Here is a 23180-nt window from a genome sequence, read left to right on the forward strand (position 1 = left end):
CCCCAAGCGATCCTGGCGTGGTGCCACGCGCAACTGGTGTCGCTTTCAAGGTGGTCGGTTTTTGGTCTTTACCGGTGCGTCCTGGTTCAATGATCAGGCCCGCGCCGACCCGCGGTCTGCGAAACCATTTTGCGTGATTTCATGCAAACGGTTCACGGTCGCGATGGGCAGGAGCAGAGGGCAATGGTTTGGTTTGCGTCATCCGGCCACCCTCGACGATCGGCCTCTCATGTATTGTCCTGGTGCCCGGATCTATTTTTTCGCGGGCGAAACATCGCGCTCTGCCTCTTCGTGCGGCACTGAGATGTCGCTTTCAGGCTGCGGAAACGAAGGAGGAGGCGCCTCTTGCCGCCGTGGTTGACACGAAATGTCGGAATTCGCGTGGACATAGCACGCACATAATTCAACTTTCTCGGGCGGCTCGGTCTGAAAACAAACCGTTTTACGAGCAGATAACCGGCCAGTTTCGGTGTTTTCGGCTCAGCTCTTTTGGCCGATCAGGCATCCGGGCGACTTTATTCAACCCAGATTCAACCTAATTCTACCGACAAAGGCTCCGGGGATAGACGTGATGCCACAGGTGGACCCATAAGCCATCCCCCTCGAGCAGGCGCGTTTGTTCTAGGACTTCGATGTTCTGTGCCCGGGTGTCGTTTTTTTCATCTGTCGACTGGAATAACACCCGACAGGGTGTTCCGCGTGTCCTAGACTCTTGCTCATCAACAGTCATGGGGTCTTCGATGAGCAACACCAAAACCATCTCCGATGCTTGCAAGGCATGGCTGAAGCGCTGCGAGCGGGACGAGCTGGAGCGTGCCACCTTGCGCTCCTATCGCAATCACGTTGACCATCATATCGTGCCGGCCATCGGCGAGCTGTGCATTGCCAGTCTCTCGCGCGCTGATGTGCGCGACTTCATCGATGACATGCTCGACAAGAACTCGCGGGCAATGACCGACAAGGTGCTTCGCTCGCTGCGTTCGGCGTTGAACGAAGCTCTGGACCGCGAATGGATCGACAACAATGTCGCGCTGTCGGTGAAGCTGCGTCGCTCGTCTCGTAATGCGCCCGATCGCGTGATCCCAACGAAGGACGAGATCAAGACGATGCTGAGCACTGTTCCGGTCAAGCATCGCCCGCTGATCGTCACCGCGATCTATACCGGCATGCGCATGTCTGAGCTGCGCGGGCTTCGCTGGGAGGATGTCGACTTCTCTCGGTCGATCATTCAGGTGCGTCAGCGCGCGGACCGCTTCAACAAGATCGGCAAGCCGAAGTCCCGCTCAAGCCGCCGCGACATTCCCATGGCACCCAGCGTGAAAAAGGTGCTGATGGCGTGGAAGGCGGATTGCCCGGAAGGGGAGATGGATCTGGTCTTCCCAAATGGCATCGGCAATGTAGAAAGCCCGTCGAACATCTCGAACCGCGTGCTGTACCCGCTGCTGATCGATGCCGGGATCGTCAAGGCAGACGGCAAGCCGAAGTTCTCCTTCCACGCGCTTCGCCATGCCGCAGCTTCGCTCTTCATCGAGCAGGGCTGGCCGGCAAAGAAGGTGCAGACGATCCTCGGGCACTCTTCGATCACCATGACCTTCGACGTCTATGGCCATCTGTTCGACAATGCCGAGGATGATGTGGATCTGTTCGCCAAGCTCGAGGCGGACCTCGAGGCGGCTTAAGAAGCCTCTTTGGGCTCGGGAAGCTTCACCAATCTGAATAACGGGTCGTCCGGCGCGGTCTTTCGTCGCTCACGAAGCAGCTTGCGAAGGTTCGCCGACGTCCATTCGCGCCCTCTTTCGGTCTTGGCGCTCCTGCCATTCAGCGCGTCAACGAGCCGCGAAATCGCATAGGGCGCACTGTCTCCTTCGCGGGCCCAAGCTCGACATATCGCGCGTATGTGCCCTGCCACGAAAGCTTCGTGAGACTGCGAATTCACTGCCTTCATTTGTTGCTTGGAAGATCGGGAAACACGCGGTTTTCCGGTCCAATCGTGTTTGGCGAGTTCCTTGCGGATCTCAGAGCACGCCTTGCGCTCGTCCTGTTGATGAAGCCTGTCGAGCAGAAGGGCGTTGAGCGTTGGTAGATCCAGGTCATTGATCTTCTTTTTGTGCAGAGCGCTGTAGAGCTGATAGCCGCTTTCGAGAACGGCGCTGTTGAAAGCCTGCGCGCTCTCCCAATCGTGATAGTCGAACAGCCGCGCATAATTATCGATGCAGATCACCTTTCCCTCGCGATTGGAGAGAACAAAGGCCCTTCTCAGCGCCGGATGGCTCGCCTCTATTCGAGTGTCTCTTGCAATTCCCAGCGCGATGGAGTGGAGGACCGACTGCTTGGCTGCCTTGGCCCAATCGTTGAGATACGACCACTGAAACCGCACGGATGGATCCAGTTGCACGTCCTCTATCGATATGGACCGCGGATATCCTCGAGCGACGAGCAGACAGATCACAACGACCCCGGAACTAGCGACGAGAAACAGATTTTCTGGTTACAGACCATAGCCCGCCGAAACATCGTCAACACGGCAGATCTGAACAGTTTCAACAGCTTTCCGATGGAATCATAATCCGCGTGTCGGGGGTTCGAGTCCCTCCTCCGCTACCACTTTTCCCAAATCAATTCAGATGATTAGACAGCTTATGCGGTGGGCATGCCCACACGTGGGGCTAAAGCGTTACCATTCGCACACGGCCCGAGGCGGGCTCTGCTCCGGTGGCCTTTTCGCCCGCCTCCCTGAATGTGGTGGACATTCTCCGACAGGAGCGGGTGACGCAATGCTTCTTTCAGGAAGATACTTCGTGCGCCACCGAACTTGACCCGCACCTTATCCATGCGGCCGCGGCTGCCTGGCGTGCGGACGCGAGCCCTGGCGGTTCGTCACCGCTCAGGGACGCACCGCGCCGGCCCATATCCGCTGCCTTCAGCCGGCCCCGGCATCCATGGCGGCCGGTTCGCTAGAAGCGAACCTCAAGCCTCGCGTTGGCGCCTTGCTCCACGGCATTGCGTCCGAATCGACCCTGATAGCTGAGGCCGACCTTTGCGCGGTCGCTGAAGTTGAAGCGAACGCCCGCCTGCAGCAGCGCGCTGTCGCGATCGAGGGGAGCTCCGTGGATGGAGAAACCATCCAGGCCCGCAATGGCGAGGCGCCGGCGGGCCGTGGTGCTGCCGATGGCATGCTGCCAGCCGAGACGTCCGGTGAGTTCGGTGGTCATGCCGTCGCGCGTCGACAAGGTCTTCGACAGGCGCATGCCGAGGTTGGTCGATCCGAAGAACTGCGCCGAGGCCTTGCCGGAAAGCGCCACATCGGCGGATCCGGTCTCCTTCACGGCCCCCGCATGGTGGTGAACCACCGCAAGGCCGGCATAGGGCTCGAGCTCGAGCCAAGGCGTCTCGAACCGATAGGAGAGGTCTGCGAAGGCCTGCGCGGTACGCGATCCGTAGTCGGCCTCGACGGTCTCATTGATGCCGCCGAAGGCCACGTGGCGGCGGGTCGACACCTGATGCCAGCTGTGCGAGGCACCCGCCTCGACCCGGAACGCGCCGGAGCGAACCGCGCCATAGGCGCCAAGCGTGAAGCTGTCCGCCGTTGCGCTTGATCCACGTTTGTCGACGCTTGCGTTCGTCCGGCCGAAGCCGGCCAGAAGGCCGAGCCTGATATCCTGCGTCGGGCTGGATTCCAGACCGAAGAGACCGCCGCCGGTGGTCCCCGAAAGCCGGGCGGCATTGCTATCGCCCTTGAACATCGCGTAGGCGCCCTGGACCTGGCTCCAGATCTGCAGGTTCGTGAGAGGCCCTTGTGTGGTGGAGGGAGCCCTAGCGGCGCCCGTGTGTGCGAGGCCGGCGAAGCCGCTGGCGATGCGGCTGGCCACCGCATCGCGCAGACGGGCACTTTCGCTCACGAACAAGGTCGGCAGCGAGGCATGGATTTCGCCGGACAGACTGTCATAGGCGGCCCGGGCCGAGGGGGCGTCCAGGCCGATCAGCGTGCCATAGAGGGTGGCGGAGGTCGTCCGACCGTCCAGGCTCGTGGCGACGGCCCGCTGGTTGGCGGTCCGTGCCTGCGAGGCGAAGTTCGCACTGTTGCGGATCAGTTCCAGCACCACCGCGTCCGGTTGGTAGACAAGCGTGGCATCCAGGAAGGCGAAGCTCTCCGTGACGCTGTCGAAAGTTCCGAAGACCCCGCCCGCGCCTGTGAGGATCGTGTAGCTGGTCGACGGGGCAAGGGGAGGGGTGGCCCCGCTCAGCAGCGAAACGTTGACTGTCCCGCCTGACAGGTCGACCCGTCCGGTCGCCGCCGTCAGATCGCTCCTGCCGGTTTCGTCCACCTCCACGGCGTAGATGCTTCCCGGGCCGAAGGAGACGTCGCCGGCAACATTGATCGTCCCGATCGAGTTGCCGGGTGCAAGTGTGCCGCCCGAGGCAAGTGAAAGGCCGCCGATCGTGCCGGTGCCCTGGAGCAGAGCGCCGTTATGTACGGTGAAGCTGCCGGAAAGCGCGGTGTCGAGCGTGTAGACAACACCCGAGTGCAGGCCGACATCGCCGGTGAAATTCGACTGAAGCCGTGCCGCACCGGTGCGGTAGATCTCGGCCGAGCCGGTGAAGCCGGTATAGTCCCCGGTGAGCAGCGTTTCGCCGTTCAGGAAGGCTAGCGTGCCGTCGCCGGTCACATCGGCTGCGAAGTCATAAGCTGCATCCGTGTGATTGAAGACGATGCTGCCTTCGCCCGCACCAAACGCGACCGTGCCGGCCAGAAGCGTCCCCGCGCCGACAGGCGTCGCTCCTTCTTCTGCGCCGAAGACAAGGGTTCCGCTCGATCCGGCCGACTTGCCGAGTTCGAGCGTGCCGGTCCCGCCGCCGATCTCGGCGACGCCGTCGTCCGACAACACAAGCATGCCCTCTCCGCCGGAACCGCTACCGATCGCGGCACCGTTTGCGATCGACAGGCGGCTGTCGGCTCCGACGATATTGACCCTGGCGCGGGAGGCGCTGCCGACGTCGAGGGTGTCAGCGCTGACCACGGCCTTGTCCCAGATCCACAGGTTGGCGCTTCCGCTCCCGCCGGTTTCGCCCAGCTTGAGATCCGAGCCGATGGTCCAGAGCGTGCCCACCCCCGAGATTTCGAAGTCGGCATCCCGGCTGCCTGCCGCGGTGATCGCTCCGCGCCCGCTCGTCATGGTCTTGCCGCCGCCGAAGTTGACAATGCCCTCATCGACGCCAATCGCTCCGGAAACGGCCGTGTCGCCGCGCAGGAACACGGTTCCGAAACCCGTTTTCGTGAGGTTGCCCAGGCCGGAGATTTCACCGGAAAATCCGGTGACGTCGTCCTGATCAAGGATCAGATCCGCTTGCGAGCCGATGCTGGTCAGCGTGCCGCCGGTTCCCCACAGCTGCGATATCGTCAGGTCATGTCCGCCGAGGTCGAGGGTTCCGTCGTTGATCTCGTAGCGGGTGTTGTCGGCGAATGCGTTTGCGCCGCCGGCGCGCAGCGTGCCGCCGTTCACCACCGTCTTGCCGGTGAATGCGGCGTTGTTGCCGGTCAGGGTCGTGGTGCCGGCGAGGGCCGCGATCGTCCCATTGCCGACTATGTCACTGGCGAAGGCGTAGCCGCCGTCGGTGTGGTTGAAGACCAAAGACCCGTCGCCGTCTCCGAATGTAAGAGAACTCGCGGTCATGGTGCCGGCGGCCGATGCGGTCTCACCGGCGGCAGCACCGATGTTCAGGACGCCAGTGCCGCTGAAGCGTGCCACATAGACGGTCGATGCTGCATTCAATGCCCCGCCATCGGTCAGGGTCAAAGTAGCGCTCTGCCCGCTCTGGCCGATGGTCACGACGTCGGCGGCATTGATCGACGACCCTGCGCCTGCGACCGTGACCGTGGCGTTCGAGCCGCTCCCGGATCCCAGGATCAGCAACTTCGATGTATTGAGGACGCCGCCATTGCTGATCGCCACCGTGCCGTTGCCACTGGAACCGACGACCATATTGGCGTTGGAGGTCAGGGACGATCCCGATCCGGATATGGCGAGCGTTCCCGTTGCGCCGCTCAGGTTGCCGACGATGGTTTTTTCCCCGACCGAAACAGCAGCGCCGCCCGTTATGGACAGCGAACCGGTGCCCCGATACCCAACCCGAAGGTCGTCTGCAACGGTCCAGGAGGAATTCGCGCCGGTTACATTGACGGTGCCTGTGCTGGTGGCGACGTTGCCCAGAAAGGCGTTGTAACCCGTGGTCAAGCTGGCGCCATTGGAAACGGTCAGGCTGCCGGCGTCACCGCCCGCATAACCAAGATAGACACTGTTGGTGCTGTTCATCGACGTTCCGCTTCCCGAAACAGTCAATGTGCCGGTCTTTCCCGCCTGGCCGCCCAGGTAAATGCGGTAGCTGTCGATTACGGATCCATTCGAGACTGTCGCAGCGCCATCCGCAACGTGAAAATTGCTTACGCTCGCCGTTGCCCCGTCTAGCTTGAGCAAGCCGTCGAAAACCGCCAGGTGGCCGAGTGGGGCGCCGGCCGTGCCGGTCATGGTCCAGGTGGAGGCCCCTGTCTTCGATACGGTTTCGAAGCCGGTGTATTTGGTGCCGATTTCACCGAGATCGAAGCTCGGAACCGGGCTGGTGTCTCCCCCCAGAACAAGCGTGTCGTTTCCGCCGCCCGCAACGACATTGCCGATGATCGTTGACCCGGCTCGCAACTCCAAACTGTTGGTACCGCCGGTGAATTCGATGGCATTGGCGCGATTGCCGCCGGAGAGACCGCCGGAAATCGTGCCGCTGTTGACGATCGTCAGGTCTGAGCCGGTGATACCGGTCCCGCCGACGCCTGCGCTTCCGGCAGGCCCCGTGCTGGCCATTATGGAACCACCTCCCGCGCCCCCTTGACCGCCCGCGCCACCGGTGATCGTCCCGGAGTTGTCGATGGTGAGGTTGCTGCCCGCAATGCCGGCACCGCCTGCACCGCCGTTGCCGCCCCTGCCGCCAGTGCTGGAGTGACGGGCGCCGCCAGTGCCTCCGTTGCCACCGCGTCCACCCGTGATTGTGCCGCGGTTCTCGATGTTGCCGTCGCTGCCGGAGACGGCGGCTGCGCCGGCTCCACCGCCGCTGGCGTTCGCATTGACGGATTCATAAGCGCCGTTGCCGCCCACACCGCCGTTGCCGCCGGCTGCGGACCCAGTCATCCGCAGCGAAAACCCGCTCTCCGAAACAGCTGTCGTTCCCGCGTCGCCCGCAGTGCTGGCGGCGGCTTCGGTTGCGTTGCCACCGTTGGCCCCGTTCCCGCCGGCCGCAGTGCCCGACAGGGCGGCGGTGAGCGCATTGCTGGAGGACACCCCCGACAGCACCAGCGATGTGCCAGATGCGGCGAAGGGAGAGCCGGTGATCTCGACCGGGGCGCTTGCCTGAACCGTGACGTCTGCCGCAAAGGCCGGCAATCCGCCCGAAACGGCGATGGTCGCAATCGTTGGATCGATCTCGATCACATCCCCGCTGGCGCCTGCGCTGGCAATGGCCCAGCTCAGCGAACCGGCGACCGTGCCGCTGCCATCGTCGGTCGCTTCCGTGACCAGATAGGTCGCGGCATGAGCAGGCCGGTCGGAGAGCGGCAGGATCGCCGCCGCACAGAGCGCGGTCGACGCGAGAAGGGAGAGAGCGCGCCGCCGCGTCGTGCGCGAGCGTTTCGCCGGCTGGCGGGGATGATCTTTTCGGGAGACCAGCTTGCCCGAACGGTCCGGCGCCAGACCTGCCGTATCGCAAGCCCCGCGGGCCGTTGTTTTCAGTGTGTCCATGGATCCCCCTCGGCGCACCGTCAGGCGACCGGGCACCGCCGCCGCGTTTCGGCAGCCGGCGCAGCTCTCCCGCAGCGCAGGTTTTGTCAGCAACCGTCTTTTTGCGCGGGAGAGGCGATGGGGTGAATCCCCTGTTTAGGGGTTCTTGTTCGTTTTCAGACCCTTGCCCAGCCACAGGGCCATCAGGCTGGAGCGGCTGGAGACCCCGTACTTGCGGAAGATCCGCTTCACGTGGTCGTGGGTGGTATGCGGGCTCTGGTTGTTTTGCTCGGCGATCCGCTTCTCGGTCAGGCCGAAAAGGAGCCCCTGCAGGACGAGCTGTTCCGTGGGGGTGAGCGGGGCCGAGGCAACGCCGACTCCTTCGCCCAGCATCTGGTGCTTGTAGAACCAGCTAATCCCGCGCAGCGCATGGAAGATCGTGGCTTGGTCTTCCCGGGAGAACGGCTCCTTTTCGAAGCTGCGATGGAATCCGATCTGCAGTTCCGCATCGGCGCTGACGGGAATCCCGGCCCAGATGGAATCGCGTCGGTCCAGTGCTTTGTAGTAGCGCCGATAGGACGGCCCCTCGAACCAGTCCGGCGTGGCCAGCTCGCTCAGCAGCAGGACCCTGAAAGTGCCGGCCAGTTCCACATTGCGCGTCGTGGTGATGTCCGGCTCGCCGTTCTCCATCTCCGCAAAGGCCTGGTCGATTGCCTCGCTGCTGACCTTGCAAGGGTGCAGTGTGAAGAGGGTGCGCGGCCGCCACCCTTTCATCGGATCGCCGCTCTGGCTCCAGTTCAGACGTACGCAGCCGATCCAGTCCGCGTTCTGCGCATCCACCAGGGTACAGATCTCCTGCAGCAGAAACCTGCGAGACGCCTGGATATCCACGGCGTCGAAGGCGGCAAGGTCGTCCCAGAGCTTGTAGATCGTGTCGAGGTGCAGAAAATCGAGTTGCATGAAAAGTCCGCGAAAAGCTGAAGGGTCGGCGTGGACACTACAACGAGGACCGGCCCATGGCGCGATCCGGTATGGTTTCCCCATCGCAGCACATCTTCCCGATGCGCACTCGGCCCGTCATTGTGGCCAAGCCGGAAAACTCCACGCTCTGGCGGTGCAGGCTTGGAGAGCCGGGCGTCGACGTTTTCACCCTAGGGAGATACCCGTTTTATCTTCGTTCTTTGGTCATGATCACTGGTCCCGAGCGTTCATCAAATTCGTGCCACCGGTGCTGATTGCAGATATCCAGAAAATTGCACTCCGTCCTTTCGATCAGCCGATCGAGCCGCCCTCGACGATGCTCACGGGCATCAGAAGATGATGCGCTTCGCCCCCTTCCGCGGTGATCAGGCCGATCAGGATCTTGCTGATTTCCTGACCGATTTCATAGGCGGGGGAGGCAACGCTGCACAGAGTGGGCTTGGAGAATTTCTGGAACAGGAAGGCGTTGTACCCGGTTACCATCAGGTCGCCGGGAACGGAGAGACCGCATCGCTCCGCGGCCTGCATTGCCGCCAGGCCGAGCTGATCGTTGCCGCCCATCACCGCATCGGTGTTCGGGTGGCTCCGCAACCAAGATTCGATCTCGCCGATGGATGCCTCGAAATCGTCTTCGCTGCAGGACAGATAGTCGATGCGCGCCCGCTTTCCGGCAGCCGCCGCTGCAGCGGCTGCCCGTCGCTCCATCGCCGGCCAGACCTGCCGGGAAGCGGCAAACAGGATGCGCTTGGCCCCCTTGTCGAGCAGCCGTTCGACAAGCATCCCGGCTCCCGCGCCATCGTCCTGGCGGACGGAAGAGACTTCAGGCAGATCGGCAGGCGGATCGTCCTGGATGACCACCATCGGGAGGTTCAGCTGCGCGAGCTTCCGATAGACCTGCAGCCTCTGTTCGCGCTCACCCGAGACCATGACCGCAAACCCGTCATAGCCGAAGCTGCGCTCCATAAGCGTGTCTAGCGCCTCCGGGCTGCGTAACCCGTTCACCATCAGGCTGTAGCCGATGGTCGCGAGATAGTTGCTCATCCCGGCGGCAACCTGGGTGATGTAGGGATCATCGAGAAAGCGCCTGTCGGGGTGGAGCACCGTCAGGCCGAGCGCGAATTCCTTTTGGAGCCTCAGGCTGCGGCCGCTGCGCTGGGGCCGATAGTTGAGTTCGCGAATTGCCTCGCGCACGCGCGCGGCCACCTCGTCGCCAACACGCGCCATGCGTCCGTTGATGACATTAGAGACCGTCATCACCGAGACATTGGCAAGTTTTGCCACGTCCTTGAGGCTCGGCTTTTGCGACCGCCTGACGGCGGACTTCTTGGCCATATCGCGTTCAACCCAACTGCCGCCCCGTCACAGGGCCTCTTCAACTTGCTTTCATTGATATACGCCGAATTGCGGTTGGGAGACCGTGGAGACTGTGGACAACCGGAGGCTTATGCACCCGGAAATGCGTTTATACGCTCTTCCGGATGCGTCCTTCGGCAATTTGGCGCCTTCAGGCGGCGTGAAGCGACTTCACCAGTTCGATGGCGGAGTGCCGGAAAACGGCCTCGGCATCCTTCGAAACATAGCAGGCAAGCTCCACCTCATAGCCGCCTTCGGCATAGCAGTCGGCTGGTGGCAGATAGCCTTCGGTCCCGTTTGTGTAGCCGCCGACAAAGGTCATTGCGAAGGGCGAGGCCTCGCGGATGGCAAGCCCCGTTGCTGAAAAGATCTCCATCGGAGCCGACACCAGCACCGCATCGCCGATGCGCAAGGCGCGTATCGGGATCGGCACCGTTGCAACACCCTGCACGCGCTGGGCCATGACGAGCATGATGTCGGCGCGACGCGCCCGGAAATGGACATCGGCAAGAGTTTCGTGATCCGCGCCCTTGTTCTTCAACTCGTGGAGTTCCGCCTTGGTTGCAGCCGCGCGTTCCTCCAGAACATCGATGGGTTCGAACGGCTTGACGGGCAGTTCGGCAATGGCTTCCGCCACGCGGATCGTCGCGGGATTGTCGGCAAGAACGGTCTTCTTCTGAACACCGAGCGGGGCTCCGGATTCGACCACATGGCTATAGTCCATGCGGTAATTCATTGGAGACATCGCGGTAAGCGTGGTTGCAGCGTCCGCCGCGATCCGGTTGCCGATCCGCTCGGCAAGACGCACATCGCCGCTCAGGGCCTCTAACGGGATCTGGTCGCCCGCGCTGCCCTGCAGGAACAGGCAGGTGCCGCCGACGAGCTTTTCGACGCCCTCTTTCAGGGCTCCGGGAAACTCGGCGCTGATCGCCGTATTCTGATGAGCAAGCACGATAGGATGCGTGCCGTAGCCTACGACGCTTGCGATCGTGTTGCCGTCGAGATCGTCGAACCGCAGGAGCGCGATCGTGGTATCGCGCAACCCGCCCTTATGCGGGCTGACCACCATTCGCCCCTCCGGCGTAGAGAACCGCCGGTTGAGCGTGACCTCGCTCGCGCCATAGCCGGAGGCGACGCGTGCCGGCTGCAGGCTTTCAACCGCCATGCGGCATGCCGAGAGGACTGCCTGCAGGGACTTCTCGCGCCATGCCGGCATCAGGTCCATGCCGGGCATATCCGGCGACAGACCGTTGGTCGTCTCCGCATTCCAGACCGGCGCGCTGTGCGTGTGCGTGGCCCCAATCGAAACATGAGCCGCCGAAACACCGGTTTCCCGCTCTATTGCCGCGCGCATCTCGTCGCAGACACTCGTCGGCAATCCCGTCAGGTCGAGGTCGCAGACCAGAAGCCTCGTCCCGTTGTTTTCAAGGCAAAGCGCTGTCGCATGCAGCGGCAGATGGATGCTCTCGGCAAGATCGACGGTACGCGCGCCCCACAGGATATGGGGGATACCCACCGGCGGCGTCATGTCCGCACGGCCCACTCCGCATTTAAACAAGGTCGTCTCCTCCGTCATACGTAGTCTCGTGCCACTGCGGCGCCGCGCCGGCCCTTGAGAAGCCCGAAATCGCAGCCTTCATCAGCCTGCAGAATCTGATCTGAAAACAGCCGTTCGAAACCGCCGGCCGGCGAGGCCGCCGGCACCCAGCTTGCCCTGCGGCGCGCAAGGTCTTCGTCCGATACCTCAAGCACGATCGAGTTCGCCGATGCGTCGAGGGAAATCATGTCCCCGTTTTCCACCAGCGCGAGCGGCCCACCGATGGCTGCCTCCGGTGAAACATGCAGGATGACCGTGCCATAGGCCGTGCCGCTCATGCGGGCGTCGGAAATGCGCACCATGTCGGTCACGCCCTTCTGGAGCAGCTTGCGCGGTAGCCCCATGTTGCCGACCTCCGGCATGCCCGGATAGCCGCGCGGCCCGCAGTTCTTCAAAACCAGGACGCTGGTTTCGTCGACTTCCAGATCGGGGTCGTCGATCCTTGCGTGATAGTCGTCGATATCCTCGAAGACGACCGCCGCGCCGCGATGCGTCATCAAGGATGGCGTTGCGGCGGACGGCTTGATGATCGCCCCGTTCGGCGCCAGGTTGCCGCGCAGCACCACGATCCCCCCGTCCTCGGTAAGTGGGGCGGACATGGGGCGGATGACTTCATCGTTGAGAACCCGGATCGCGCCGTTGTTCTCGGCAATCGTCCGCCCGTTCACCGTGAGGCAATCCCCGTGAAGACGTCCGGCATCGAGAAGCCTACGCAGCACTGCCTGCATGCCCCCGGCATTGAAGAAGTCCTCCATGAGGAAACGCCCCGAAGGCATGAGGTCGACGATGGTCGGAATATTGCGCCCGATACGGTTCCAGTCGTCGAGCGAGAAGGGCACCTCGACCCGGCCTGCCAGCGCCTGCAGGTGAATGACCGCATTGGTCGAGCCGCCGATCGCGGCATTGGCGCAGATCGCGTTTTCGAAGGCCCCGCGCGTCAGGACACGCGACATGCGCAGATCCTGATGCACCATCTCGACAATGCGCTTGCCGCTCATGAACGCTAGGACGCGCCGGCGCGCATCCACGGACGGTATGGCCGCATTGCCGGGAAGCGTGATCCCCATTGCTTCCGAAAGGCAGGCCATGGTCGAGGCGGTGCCCATCGTGTTGCAGGTTCCGGGCGAACGGCTCATGGCCGCTTCCGCCGCCGAAAACTGTTCCGGCGAGATCGTCCCGGCCCGCATCTCCTCGCTGAGCCGCCAGACATCGGTGCCCGAACCCAGGATCTGTCCGTTGAAGCTCCCGCTCAGCATCGGCCCGGCCGACACGAGGAGCGCCGGCAGGTCGCAGCTTGCCGCCCCCATGAGAAGGGCGGGCGTGGTCTTGTCGCAGCCCGCCAGCAGCACCACCCCGTCGATAGGGTTGGCGCGAATGCTCTCTTCCACTTCGATGGCCGCAAGATTGCGGAACATCATCGCGGTCGGGCGCATGTTCGATTCACCCAGCGACATCACCGGAAACTCGACGGGAAAACCGCCCGCCTCGAAGATGCCGCGCCGCACATGTTCGGCCAGGTCGCGAAGCTGGCCGTTGCAGGGGGTCAGTTCCGACCATGAATTGCAGATGCCGATGACGGGCCGGCCGTCGAACAGGTGCGGAGGGAAGCCCTGGTTCTTCATCCAGCTTCGGTGAATGAAGGCTCCCTTTTCATGCCCTCCGAACCATTCTGCGGACCGCAACGGGTCTTTTTTCTGGGTCATTTCGTTTCTCGCAAGGCTGGCGCAATGGCCCTGGTGGTCTTTTGTTCGCGAAACCCGGGGAGCTTCCGTCAGGCCGCGGCGGCCTGCAGCTCCTCGGCAAAATGGCAGGCCACCTGGTGGCGCTCGCCCAGTTCCCTGAGCGCCGGAGGCTCGTTCCGGCAGAGATCGCGCGCGAAGGGGCAGCGTTGGCTGAAGCGGCAACCCGGAGGCGGGTTGAGAGCGCTGGACACCTCCCCGCCAAGGCGCGCGCGCTTGCCCCGAAGGCGCGGATGAGCCACTGGGATCGCCGCCAGCAGCGCCTGCGTGTAGGGATGAAGCGGGGACGCGTAGAGAGCGTCCTTTCCGGCGACCTCCACCACCTCGCCCAGGTACATCACCGCAACGCGATCGGAGATGTGCCGCACGACCGAAAGGTCATGCGCGATGAAGAGGTAGGAGAGGTTGAACTCCTCCTGCAGGTCCTGCAGCAGGTTGATGACCTGAGCCTGGACCGAAACATCCAGTGCCGAGACCGCCTCGTCGCAGACGATGAAGCGCGGGTCGGCCGCAAGGGCGCGTGCAATACCGATGCGCTGGCGCTGGCCGCCCGAGAATTCGTGCGGATAGCGCATGATATGCGCCGCGTTGAGCCCCACCCGGTCGAGCAGCATGCCTGCGCGCTCGCGCATGGCCCGGCGCGTCATGGCACCTTGCACATAGAGCGGCTCGGTCACGATCTCCTCGACTGTCATGCGTGGATTGAGGGAACTGAACGGATCCTGGAAGACGATCTGGATCGACTTGCGGATGGCCTTGAGTTCACCGGCGTCGAGCTTCAACAGGTCGCGTCCCTGGAAAAGGACCTCTCCCTTGTCCGGCTCGATAAGTCGCAGAAGCAGCCGCCCGGTCGTGGACTTGCCGCAACCGGATTCTCCGACCAGACCGAGCGTTTCGCCCTCGCCGATATCGAAACTCACCCGATTGACCGCCTGCACCGTACCGATGGCCGTGCCCCGGAAGGGGCTGCGGATGGTGAAGTGCTTGGAAAGGTTCCGAACGGATAGAAGCGGTGCTTGGCTCATGCCTCGGCTCCCTCTGGTTGCGCCGCCGAGGCAACGAGTTCATCCGCCCGGATACAGGCCGAGGCGTGATCTCGTCCCACGCCGATCATCGGGGGTCTGGCGGTCTTGCAGGCCGGTTGCGCAAGGTCGCAGCGCGGCGCGAAGCGACAGCCGGGCGGCAGCGCACCGAGGTTCGGCAGCGCGCCGGGTATGGTGGTGAGCCTGCGCGGATTGCCGGTCAGCTCCGGCGTGCATTGCATGAGACCCTTCGTGTAGGGATGCCCCGGGCGGTCGAATATCTCCGTCACCGGTCCCTGTTCCGCGATCCGGCCGGAATACATCACCACCACCTTGTCGGCACACTCCGCGATCACCCCCATGCTGTGGGTGATCAGCACGATGGCCATCCTGGTTTCGGCCTGGATTTCCAGAAGCAGGTCGAGAAGCTGGGCCTGGATGGTGACGTCCAGCGCGGTGGTGGGCTCGTCGGCGAGAAGCAGCTTGGGAGAGCATGACAGGGCGATGGCGATCATGACGCGTTGCCGCATGCCGCCCGAAAGCTGATGCGGATAATCGTTCATGCGCTGCGCGGGCGAGGGGATGCCGACCTTGGTGAGCAGCTCCACCCCCCGGTCGAAGGCCGCGCGATAGCTGATGCGCTCGTGAATGCGGATCGGCTCGATCAGCTGGTCGCCGATCTTCAGAACCGGGTTCAGCGAACTCATCGGCTCCTGAAAGATCATGCCGATGGAGCCGCCACGCAGCCGCCGCATCTCGCGCTCGGAAGCCTGCGCAAGGTCGCGGCCATCGAACATGATGCGCTCGGCTGAGACCTGCGACGTGCTCTTCGGCAGGAGCCCCATGATGGCAAGCGCTGTCACGCTCTTGCCGGAGCCGCTTTCGCCGATAAGGCCGACGATCTCGCCCTCGTTCACGTCGAAGCTGACATCATCGACCGCCACCACCGTGCCTTCGTCGCCCGTGAAGGTCGTGCGCAGCCCTTGGACGCGCAGGATTGGCTCTTTTGGCATGGTCAGTGTTCCATCTTCACGCGAGGGTCGAGAACGTCCCGCAGACCGTCGCCCAGAAGGTTCAGGCCGAGCACAGTGATCGCGATCGCCATGCCGGGAATGACCGTCATCCACGGAGCCTCGCGGATATAGCTGCGGCCTTCGGAGATCATGATGCCCCAGCTGGGATCGGTGGGGGCCGCGCCGAGCCCAAGAAAGCTCAGCACTGCTTCGGAGAGGATCGCATAGGCGAAGACGAAGCTGAGCTGCACCACCAGGGGCGCCATGCAGTTGGGCAGGATATGGCGCCGCAAGATATGGAAGTCGCCCGCACCCGCCGCCCGTGCCGCATTGACGAATTCGAGCTCGCTGACCTGCAGGACGGACGCTCGGAGGATGCGCGCGGTGCGCGGAATGTAGACGACCGCCAGCGAGATCACCGCCGTCATGGCCGATGCTCCCATCGCTGCGGCAATGCCGATTGCAAGCAACACCGAGGGAAAGGCCATAAGGGCATCCGACAGGCGCATGAGAATGCCGTCGAGACGCCGGAAATAGCCCGCAAGCGCCCCAAGAAGCACACCGAACACCGCATTGAGGAGAACGACGCCCAGACCGATGGCGAGGCTCAGACGCGCGCCCCAGGCCACGCGGCTGAACAGGTCGCGGCCCAGATTGTCGGTTCCCAGGAGGAATTCGAGCGACGGTGGCTGGAAGCGGGAGCGGATGGTCATCTTGTTCGGATCGGCCGGTGAAATGATCGGTGCGAGGATGGCGATGGCCGTCACGAACAGGCACAGCCACAGGCCGATCATGAAGGAGCGATGCCGGATGAGGCGACGCACGCGCCGTCCTGCGAAGAACCGCTTCAGGAAAGACGGTTCGCCCTGGGGGGCGTTCATTTCGAGACTGCTCATTGGACGCGCACCCTCGGATCGAGCCAGGCATAGAGCACATCGACCACGATGTTCAGGATCAGAAGGACCGCTGCCACGAAGATGAGGCCTCCCTGGATCATGGGATAGTCGCGGCCGAGGATCGCATTGCCCAGAAGCGCGCCGATCCCCGGCACGGCGAAGATGGTTTCCACGATGACCGACCCCGATAGGAGCACCGAAAGGATCATGCCGAGCACGGTGACGACGGGGATCAGAACATTGCTCATGGCGTGCTTGATGATCACCCTTGGCTCGCTTGCGCCTTTGGCGCGGGCCGTGCGGATATAGTCCTGGCCAAGCACCTCCAGCATGGTGGAGCGGGTCAGGCGCGCAAGCAGGCCGATCTGCATCATGGCGAGGGAAAGAGCCGGCATGGTCGCCGCCAGGAACCAGCCCACGGGGTCTTCGAAGAAGGGCACGTAGCCCCCCGTCGGCAGCCAGCCGAGATGCACCGAAAACAGGACGATCATCACGAGGCCCAGCCAGAAGTTGGGGACGGAGACCCCGATCAGAGCGAAGGCCATCGCCACCTGATCGATCCAGCGATTGTGTTTCATCGCCGCGATGACGCCGATGGAAAGCCCGAGGATGATCGTCAGGACGAGCGAATAAAGCGCCAGCGATATGCTGATGGGCGAACGCTCCAGCACCACCTTCAAGACTGGCTCCCCCAGAATGATGGAGTAGCCGAGATCGCCCTGGAACAGGTTTCCGTAGAAGATCATGATCTGCGTCGGAAGGGACTTGTCGAGCCCCAGCGTCTGGCGCAGCTGGATGAGCTCGTCGGGTGTGGCGTTGGGGCCCGCCAGAACGGCGGCGGGATCCCCAGGCACCAGCTGCATGATCCCGAACGAGATCAGGCTGACGAGAAGCAGAATCGGCACGGCCTGGGCTATGCGCCTCAGCGTGTAAGCAAGCATGTGACCTCCGAACGTTTCCGTGCCGGTTCATGCATGGCGGAACATGGCAGAATGGCTGGCTATTCGGCCAACCAGACATTCGAGACACGCGTGTTGAAGAACGGCACATAGCCCTTCACATTGGCGCGCGTTGCCTGGTTCTTCGGCGTCACGCCGAAGGGAATTGCCATGACCTGCTCGAACACCCGCTCCTGCGCCTTGGCGAAAGCGGCCTTGCGCTCTTCCAGATCCGGGCTCGTGCTCAGCACCTGGAATTCCTTCATGAACTCGGCGTCGGACTTGTTGTCCTTCGGCTTGTGCACGTTGGACGGGTCGGCAAGGTTGCGCAGCGACTGCGCGCCGCCCTGGGCGGTGACCGTGATCCAGCCCGTGTAGAAGAAGTTCCAACCCTTGGTCTCGTTGACGCTCATGCCAAGCGCGGTCGGCCAGTCCAGGACCACCAGTTCGGCATTGATGCCGACGGCCTTCAACTGCTCCGACATGACGAGGGCCGCGGTGTAAAGGCGGGGAATATCCCTTGTCGTCAGGAGCTTGACCGCCTCGCCGTTGTAGCCGGCCTCCTTGAGCAGGGCCTTGGCCTTTTCCGGGTCGTTCTGATTGTAATACTGGCTGCCGGCTTCCGAGTAGTAGGTCTGGCCGGGAAACTGGAACGACGGGTTGAGGCTGTAGGAGCCGTCGCTCATCGCATCCATGATTTCATCGAGGTTCATGGCCGCCTGGATCGCCTGGCGCACCTTCAGATTGTCCGTCGGCGGCTCCGATAGGTTCGGATAGGTGAGCCACAGGGCGGCATGCTTGAGCTGCGCCTGAACGATGTCCTTGTTGCCGGTCAGGCGCTCCTTGGAGAGCGTCGGCACGTCCTCGACAATATCCACCTCGCCCGTTTCGAGCGCTGCAAGACGAGCGCCGGGTTCTGCCAGCGTGCGGAACGTGACGGTGTCGACGCAGGCCTGCTTTCGTCCGGCAAAGCCCGACATGCCTTCAAGCGTTTCGTTGGGCTTGTAGTCCTCGTAGCGCTTCAGTTTCACATGGCTGTCGGCCACGAATTCCTCAAGCTGGAACGGTCCGGTGCCGATGGGTTCGAGCCGGGTCGCCTCTGCGCTTGCCTGTTCCGAGGGAACGATGACGATCGGCACGGTCGATGCCGAAATACTCTCCAGGAAACTTGCCTGCGGCTCCTTGAGAACGACGGTGAAAGTGGCTTCGTCCGGCGTTTCCCAGCGATCGACCCCGCCGAGAGCGGAACGATCCACGCCAAGGCGGCTGTAGCGGTCGAAGGAGGCGGCCACATCCTCGGAGGTCAGAGGCTTGCCGTTGTGGAACTTCACGCCTGGGCGAAGCTTGAAGGTGTAGGTCAGCTTGTCGTCGCTGATGTCGAGGGAGTCCGCGAGGTCGAGGATGGGCGCCATGTTCTCATCGCGCGTCATCAGCGTCTCGAAGATGTTCATGGCGACATTGCGCGTCGCGTTCGCCGCATTCACGTGCTGGTCAAGCGTGCCGAGCTTTGCCTCCATGCCCAACACCAGATCGCCGCCCACATGACCGCAGAGTTCAGCATAGGCCGGGCCTGCGGCGACCGCCATTGCGCCGGCGAGCAGCAGGCCGTGCAACCGGTTTCTCGAGTTTCTGTGCGTCATTTCGCTCTACCCCTCTATTTTTTCTTGGCGTCATTCTCCAGGGGCGCGGCTCGTGCCGCGCCCGTGGGTTTCGCTTTATGGCAAGTGCGAGTCAGGAGGACTTACAGGATGCCATATTTCGCGAACACGATTGCGAGGCGCTCTCCCGCCTCGAGATCGGCCAGCGTGTTGCGCTCGCCGCGCAGGCGTTCCTGCGCGACGTCGAGAACTCTGGCCTCGATTTCCTGAGGAATGACGACGACACCATCGGCATCACCGAAGACGAGATCGCCGCTGTGGACCTTCACGCCGGAGCACTCGATGCCGACATCAATCGCCACGACCTTCCCGCGCCCCTTGCAATCCAGTGGCGCGATGCCCCCGTGAAAAACGGGAAAGCCCGAGGCAAGGATTTCGCGCGTATCGCGCACCAGGCCGTCCATGACCGCCCCTGCCGACTTGCGGAACTTTGCCGCCGTGCTCAAGAGACCACCCCATGGCGCCATGCGTCCTGAGGTTCCGCATGCGAAAACCGGGATCTCATCGACCTTCAGGTCGTCCACGAGCTTGATCTCGAGCTCGTAGGGATTTTCGCCCGGCGCAGGACGCTCATAGACGTCCATGCAAAGCGCCGTACGCGCTCTTCCGACCATCACCAGAGAACTGTCGAGCGGCCGGATCGTGTGATGCATGGCCTGGTTCATGTACCCGAGATCGTCGAGGACGTCGGAGAGAAGGGCGGTGAAGAAGCGCTCCCTGAGTTCGGTCAGGGTCGGGTGCGTTTCGGTTTCCAGGGGGGCCATCTGTGCGGTCGCCTTCGTGGTGTTTGCATACTTGAATTACAACAGGTTTATCGTTAAATCTTATGCGAAGGCCGCGCCGAGTCAATAGCCAATTTCGACGGCCGCCCCTCAAGCTGATGAAGGATGGAAAATGGGTTCACTCACTGGAATGACCGCCCTCGTCACCGCCGCGGGACAGGGAATAGGCTTTGCAAGCGCCCGAGCCCTGGCCGAGGCGGGCGCGATGGTTCACGCCACGGATATCAATGGAGAAAGTCTCTCCGCGCTGGCCTGGCAAGCGGGCTCCATCGAGCCGCACCTGCTCGATGTCCGCGACATGAATGCCATCACCGGCCTGGTCGCAGGGATCGGCAAGATCGACATTCTCTTCAACTGCGCCGGCATCGTTCACAGCGGAACCGTGCTCGACGTCCGTGATGAAGACATCGACCTCGCCATGGACCTCAACGTCAAGGCTATGATCCGCACCATCAAGGCCGTGCTTCCCGGAATGCTGGACCGGGGCAGCGGCAGCATCATCAACATGGCGTCGGTCGTCTCGAGCGTGAAAGGCGCCCCCAATCGGTGCGTCTACGGCCTCACCAAGGCCGCTGTGGTCGGGCTCACCAAATCCGTTGCTGCTGACTATGTGGGCCGCGGAATTCGTTGCAATGCGATTTGCCCTGGCACCGTGGACAGCCCCTCGTTGCGCCAGCGGCTCGAGGCGACCGGCGATTACGAAGCCGCCCGCAAGGCCTTCGAGGGCCGCCAGCAGATGGGGCGGCTGGGGACTGCGGAGGAAATCGCCGACCTCGTCGTGCATCTGGCCGGCGCCACCTACACCACCGGTCAGGCTTATGCCATCGACGGCGGCTGGACGATCTGAAACCATAGGGAAAGACGATGAAACTTGTACGCTTTGGTGCAGCCGGCGCCGAAAAGCCCGGCCTTGTCGACGACAATGGCGATCTGCGCGATCTCTCCTCCCATGTCGCGGACATTGCCGGTGAAACGCTTTCGCCAGAAGGGCTCGCGGGTCTGGCGGCACTCGATCCCTCGTCCCTGCCTCGCGTTGCGGGCGAGCAGAGGCTCGGCGCCTGTGTCGCAGGCACCGGCAAATTCATCTGTATCGGGCTGAACTACAGCGATCACGCGCGAGAGGCCGGATTGCCCGTCCCCACCGAGCCGATCGTCTTCATGAAGGCCACCAGCGCGATCTGCGGTCCAAATGACGATCTCGTCATCCCGCGCGGCTCCACCAAGACCGACTGGGAGGTGGAACTGGGCGTGGTGATAGGCACGACCGCAAAGCATGTGAGCAAGGAAACCGCACTCGATCACGTGGCCGGTTACTGCGTCCTTCACGATGTCTCAGAACGCGCTTTCCAGAACGAACGCCAGGGGCAATGGACCAAGGGGAAATCCTGCGACACCTTCGGCCCGACCGGCCCCTGGCTGGCGACCCGTGACGAGATTGCCGATCCCCAGAACCTCTCCATGTGGCTGGAGGTGAATGGTGAAACGATGCAGTCCGGCTCCACCCGAACGATGGTGTTCGGCGTGGCGGAGCTGGTCAGCTACCTCTCGGATTTCATGTCCCTGCATCCGGGCGATATCATCTCGACCGGCACCCCGCCGGGGGTCGGCATGGGGCTTTCCCCCCAGCGCTACCTGAAGGCTGGCGATGTGGTGACACTCGGCATTGAAGGTCTCGGTCGGCAAAAACAGCTTTGCGTCTCGTCGCGCTGAGGGCTCGGCAACGCGAACTGCCTTGCTGTTGGAGGACATCCTTGATCCATGCTGCCGGAAGCCGGGAGAACAACCGGGGTCTGGAGCGTGTATCCGGTGGGTGAGGGGGGACTGTAGCGGTCAGCCGCTACCGGCTTTCCCGGCAGACTTCTGGTGTGCAGCCCCGGGGTATTCTGGGTAGGTGCCAGCGGCATTCGGTGCGGTTTGGCGCCGGAGTCGCTGGGCGCGCCATCTCAGCTGCCCGGGTCGTCGCCTGCGTGGGCCGGCGCGTTCCGCTTCAGCAGCGCCCAGAGCAGGATTGCCAGCGTGAGCAGCATCAGTACGGCAGTGGCGGGACGCGAGAACATCTCGATATAGCTGCCGCGATGGATCAGCAGCGCCCGGCGCAGGTTCTCTTCCAGCATGGGGCCGAGAATAAAGCCGATGAGCAGGGGCGCCGGCGAATAGTCGAAGAGCCGCAACAGGAAGCCCACGAAGCCGAATCCCAGGACCAGCCACACGGCGAAGGCGCTGTTGGTGAGCGTGTAGACGCCGGCGCAGATGAGCGCCACGATCACCGGGTACATCATCGAATAGGGGATGCGCAGGAGCCAGAGCCAGATGCCGACAAGCGGCAGGTTCAGGCCCAGCAGAATGATGTTGCCGAGCCAGAAGCTGGCGATTAGCCCCCAGAACATTTCGGGCTGTTCGAAGATGAACTTTGGGCCGGGCGAGATGCCGTGGATCATCAGCGCGCCAAGCATGATCGCCATGGTGGGACTGCCGGGAATGCCGAGCGACAGGGTCGGAATGAAGGCGGTCTGCACGGCCGCGTTGTTGGCGGCCTCGGGCGAGGAGATGCCTTCGATCGCGCCCTTACCGAACCGGTGGGGCGTCCGGCTTATGCGCTTCTCGATCGCATAGCCGATCAGCGAGGCGATCGTCGGTCCGGCGCCCGGCAGCGGGCCGACCACGCTGCCGACACCCGTTCCGCGCACCATCGGGAACAGCGTTTTCAGGAATTCCGGCCGGCTCGGGATCATCGAGCGGAAGGTTACCTTGGGCATCGGCCCGCGGGCCTTCTGGGCGCGGATCGCGAAGATGACCTCGCCGACGCCGAATGTGCCGAGGGCCAGTGCCACCAGGCTGACGCCGTCGAAGAGTTCCGGAACGCCGAAGGTGAAGCGGTAGTCGCCGCTGTTCACGTCGATGCCGACGGTGCCGAGCAAGGCGCCCAGGAGCACCATTGCGATGCCCTTCATCGGTGGGCCGTCGGAGATCGTGGCCGCCATGATGATGCTCAGGAGCAGGATCGCGGCATATTCGGAAGGGCCGACGGCGACAGCCAGCCGGCTGATGATCGGCGAGAGGAAGGTCAGCAGCAGGATGCCGACGGTTCCTCCGAAGAAGGACACATAGGTGGTGACGGTGAGCGCGACGCCCGCCTTTCCGTTCTGGGCCATCGGATAGCCATCGAGGCAGGTGATGGCGTTCGACGAGGTGCCCGGCAGGTTGAGCATGATGGAGGCGGTCGAACCGCCATATTCGGCGCCGTAATAGATCCCCGACAGGAAGACCAGCGCCGTCGTCGGGTCGAGATAGAAGGAGACCGGCATCAGCAGCGAGATCGCCGACAGCGCCCCGACCCCGGGCAGCACGCCGATCAGGGTTCCAAGGAAAACTCCCGCGAAGCAATAGACCACGGAGGTGAGCGTCAGCGACGCGAAGCCGAGCGTGAACAACTCCATGGGA

Annotated in this window: 16 protein-coding genes; 3 read left to right on the forward strand and 13 right to left on the reverse strand. The window is 63.1% G+C overall.

Annotation, left to right across the window (positions count from 1 at the left end):
- Positions 1 to 728: 728 nt before the first annotated feature.
- On the forward strand, positions 729 to 1679 hold the full coding sequence (locus ACVJ6E_RS14395; RefSeq protein WP_208996733.1) for a site-specific integrase: 951 nt from the start codon (positions 729 to 731) through the stop codon (positions 1677 to 1679).
- On the opposite strand, the gene ACVJ6E_RS14400 is transcribed toward ACVJ6E_RS14395, so the two are convergent.
- The 12 genes from ACVJ6E_RS14400 to ACVJ6E_RS14455 form a co-directional block, all read right to left on the reverse strand.
- Positions 1676 to 2395 carry a hypothetical protein gene (locus ACVJ6E_RS14400; protein WP_147421877.1) on the reverse strand — a complete coding sequence of 240 codons (720 nt, stop codon included), beginning with the start codon at positions 2393 to 2395 and terminating at the stop codon, positions 1676 to 1678. The two genes, ACVJ6E_RS14395 and ACVJ6E_RS14400, sit on opposite strands and share 4 nt — an antisense overlap.
- 559 nt (positions 2396 to 2954) lie before the next feature.
- The gene (locus ACVJ6E_RS14405; protein WP_158592711.1) at positions 2955 to 7781 is read right to left on the reverse strand and encodes an autotransporter domain-containing protein; all 4827 of its coding nucleotides are present in this window, start codon (positions 7779 to 7781) and stop codon (positions 2955 to 2957) included.
- A gap of 135 nt (positions 7782 to 7916) precedes the next feature.
- Entirely contained in the window at positions 7917 to 8720 is an 804-nt protein-coding gene (locus ACVJ6E_RS14410) for a helix-turn-helix domain-containing protein (protein ID WP_120269487.1), read from the reverse strand.
- A 312-nt stretch (positions 8721 to 9032) separates the two neighbouring features.
- On the reverse strand, positions 9033 to 10073 hold the full coding sequence (locus ACVJ6E_RS14415; RefSeq protein ID WP_120269486.1) for a LacI family DNA-binding transcriptional regulator: 1041 nt from the start codon (positions 10071 to 10073) through the stop codon (positions 9033 to 9035).
- 172 nt (positions 10074 to 10245) lie between these two features.
- Positions 10246 to 11670, reverse strand: a complete 1425-nt coding sequence (locus ACVJ6E_RS14420) for a neutral/alkaline non-lysosomal ceramidase N-terminal domain-containing protein (protein ID WP_120269485.1) — start codon at positions 11668 to 11670, stop codon at positions 10246 to 10248.
- Complete coding sequence (locus ACVJ6E_RS14425; RefSeq protein ID WP_120269484.1) at positions 11667 to 13394, reverse strand: IlvD/Edd family dehydratase; 1728 nt, start codon at positions 13392 to 13394, stop codon at positions 11667 to 11669. Before ACVJ6E_RS14425 ends, ACVJ6E_RS14420 begins: the two co-directional genes overlap by 4 nt.
- 68 nt (positions 13395 to 13462) lie before the next feature.
- Positions 13463 to 14455, reverse strand: a complete 993-nt coding sequence (locus ACVJ6E_RS14430; RefSeq protein ID WP_120269483.1) for a dipeptide ABC transporter ATP-binding protein — start codon at positions 14453 to 14455, stop codon at positions 13463 to 13465.
- Positions 14452 to 15465 carry an ABC transporter ATP-binding protein gene (locus ACVJ6E_RS14435; protein WP_120269482.1) on the reverse strand — a complete coding sequence of 338 codons (1014 nt, stop codon included), beginning with the start codon at positions 15463 to 15465 and terminating at the stop codon, positions 14452 to 14454. Before ACVJ6E_RS14435 ends, ACVJ6E_RS14430 begins: the two co-directional genes overlap by 4 nt.
- A gap of 2 nt (positions 15466 to 15467) precedes the next feature.
- On the reverse strand, positions 15468 to 16346 hold the full coding sequence (locus ACVJ6E_RS14440; RefSeq protein ID WP_208996778.1) for an ABC transporter permease: 879 nt from the start codon (positions 16344 to 16346) through the stop codon (positions 15468 to 15470).
- 11 nt (positions 16347 to 16357) lie between these two features.
- Positions 16358 to 17302, reverse strand: a complete 945-nt coding sequence (locus tag ACVJ6E_RS14445; RefSeq protein WP_120269480.1) for an ABC transporter permease — start codon at positions 17300 to 17302, stop codon at positions 16358 to 16360.
- 59 nt (positions 17303 to 17361) lie between these two features.
- Complete coding sequence (locus ACVJ6E_RS14450) at positions 17362 to 18939, reverse strand: ABC transporter substrate-binding protein (RefSeq protein ID WP_120269479.1); 1578 nt, start codon at positions 18937 to 18939, stop codon at positions 17362 to 17364.
- A 101-nt stretch (positions 18940 to 19040) separates the two neighbouring features.
- Entirely contained in the window at positions 19041 to 19721 is a 681-nt protein-coding gene (locus ACVJ6E_RS14455) for an RraA family protein (RefSeq protein ID WP_120269478.1), read from the reverse strand.
- 130 nt (positions 19722 to 19851) lie between these two features.
- On the opposite strand from ACVJ6E_RS14455, the gene ACVJ6E_RS14460 reads away from it, so the two are divergent.
- Both ACVJ6E_RS14460 and ACVJ6E_RS14465 read left to right on the forward strand, forming a co-directional pair.
- Complete coding sequence (locus tag ACVJ6E_RS14460) at positions 19852 to 20586, forward strand: SDR family oxidoreductase (protein WP_199681274.1); 735 nt, start codon at positions 19852 to 19854, stop codon at positions 20584 to 20586.
- A 17-nt stretch (positions 20587 to 20603) separates the two neighbouring features.
- The gene (locus ACVJ6E_RS14465; RefSeq protein ID WP_120269476.1) at positions 20604 to 21449 is read left to right on the forward strand and encodes a fumarylacetoacetate hydrolase family protein; all 846 of its coding nucleotides are present in this window, start codon (positions 20604 to 20606) and stop codon (positions 21447 to 21449) included.
- 233 nt (positions 21450 to 21682) lie between these two features.
- Here the strand turns inward: ACVJ6E_RS14465 and ACVJ6E_RS14470 are convergent, their stop codons facing one another.
- Positions 21683 to 23176 carry a tripartite tricarboxylate transporter permease gene (locus tag ACVJ6E_RS14470; protein ID WP_120269475.1) on the reverse strand — a complete coding sequence of 498 codons (1494 nt, stop codon included), beginning with the start codon at positions 23174 to 23176 and terminating at the stop codon, positions 21683 to 21685.
- Between the last annotated feature and the right edge of the window lie 4 nt (positions 23177 to 23180).

It is taken from the genome of Stappia sp. G46H5W, from assembly GCF_058448995.1.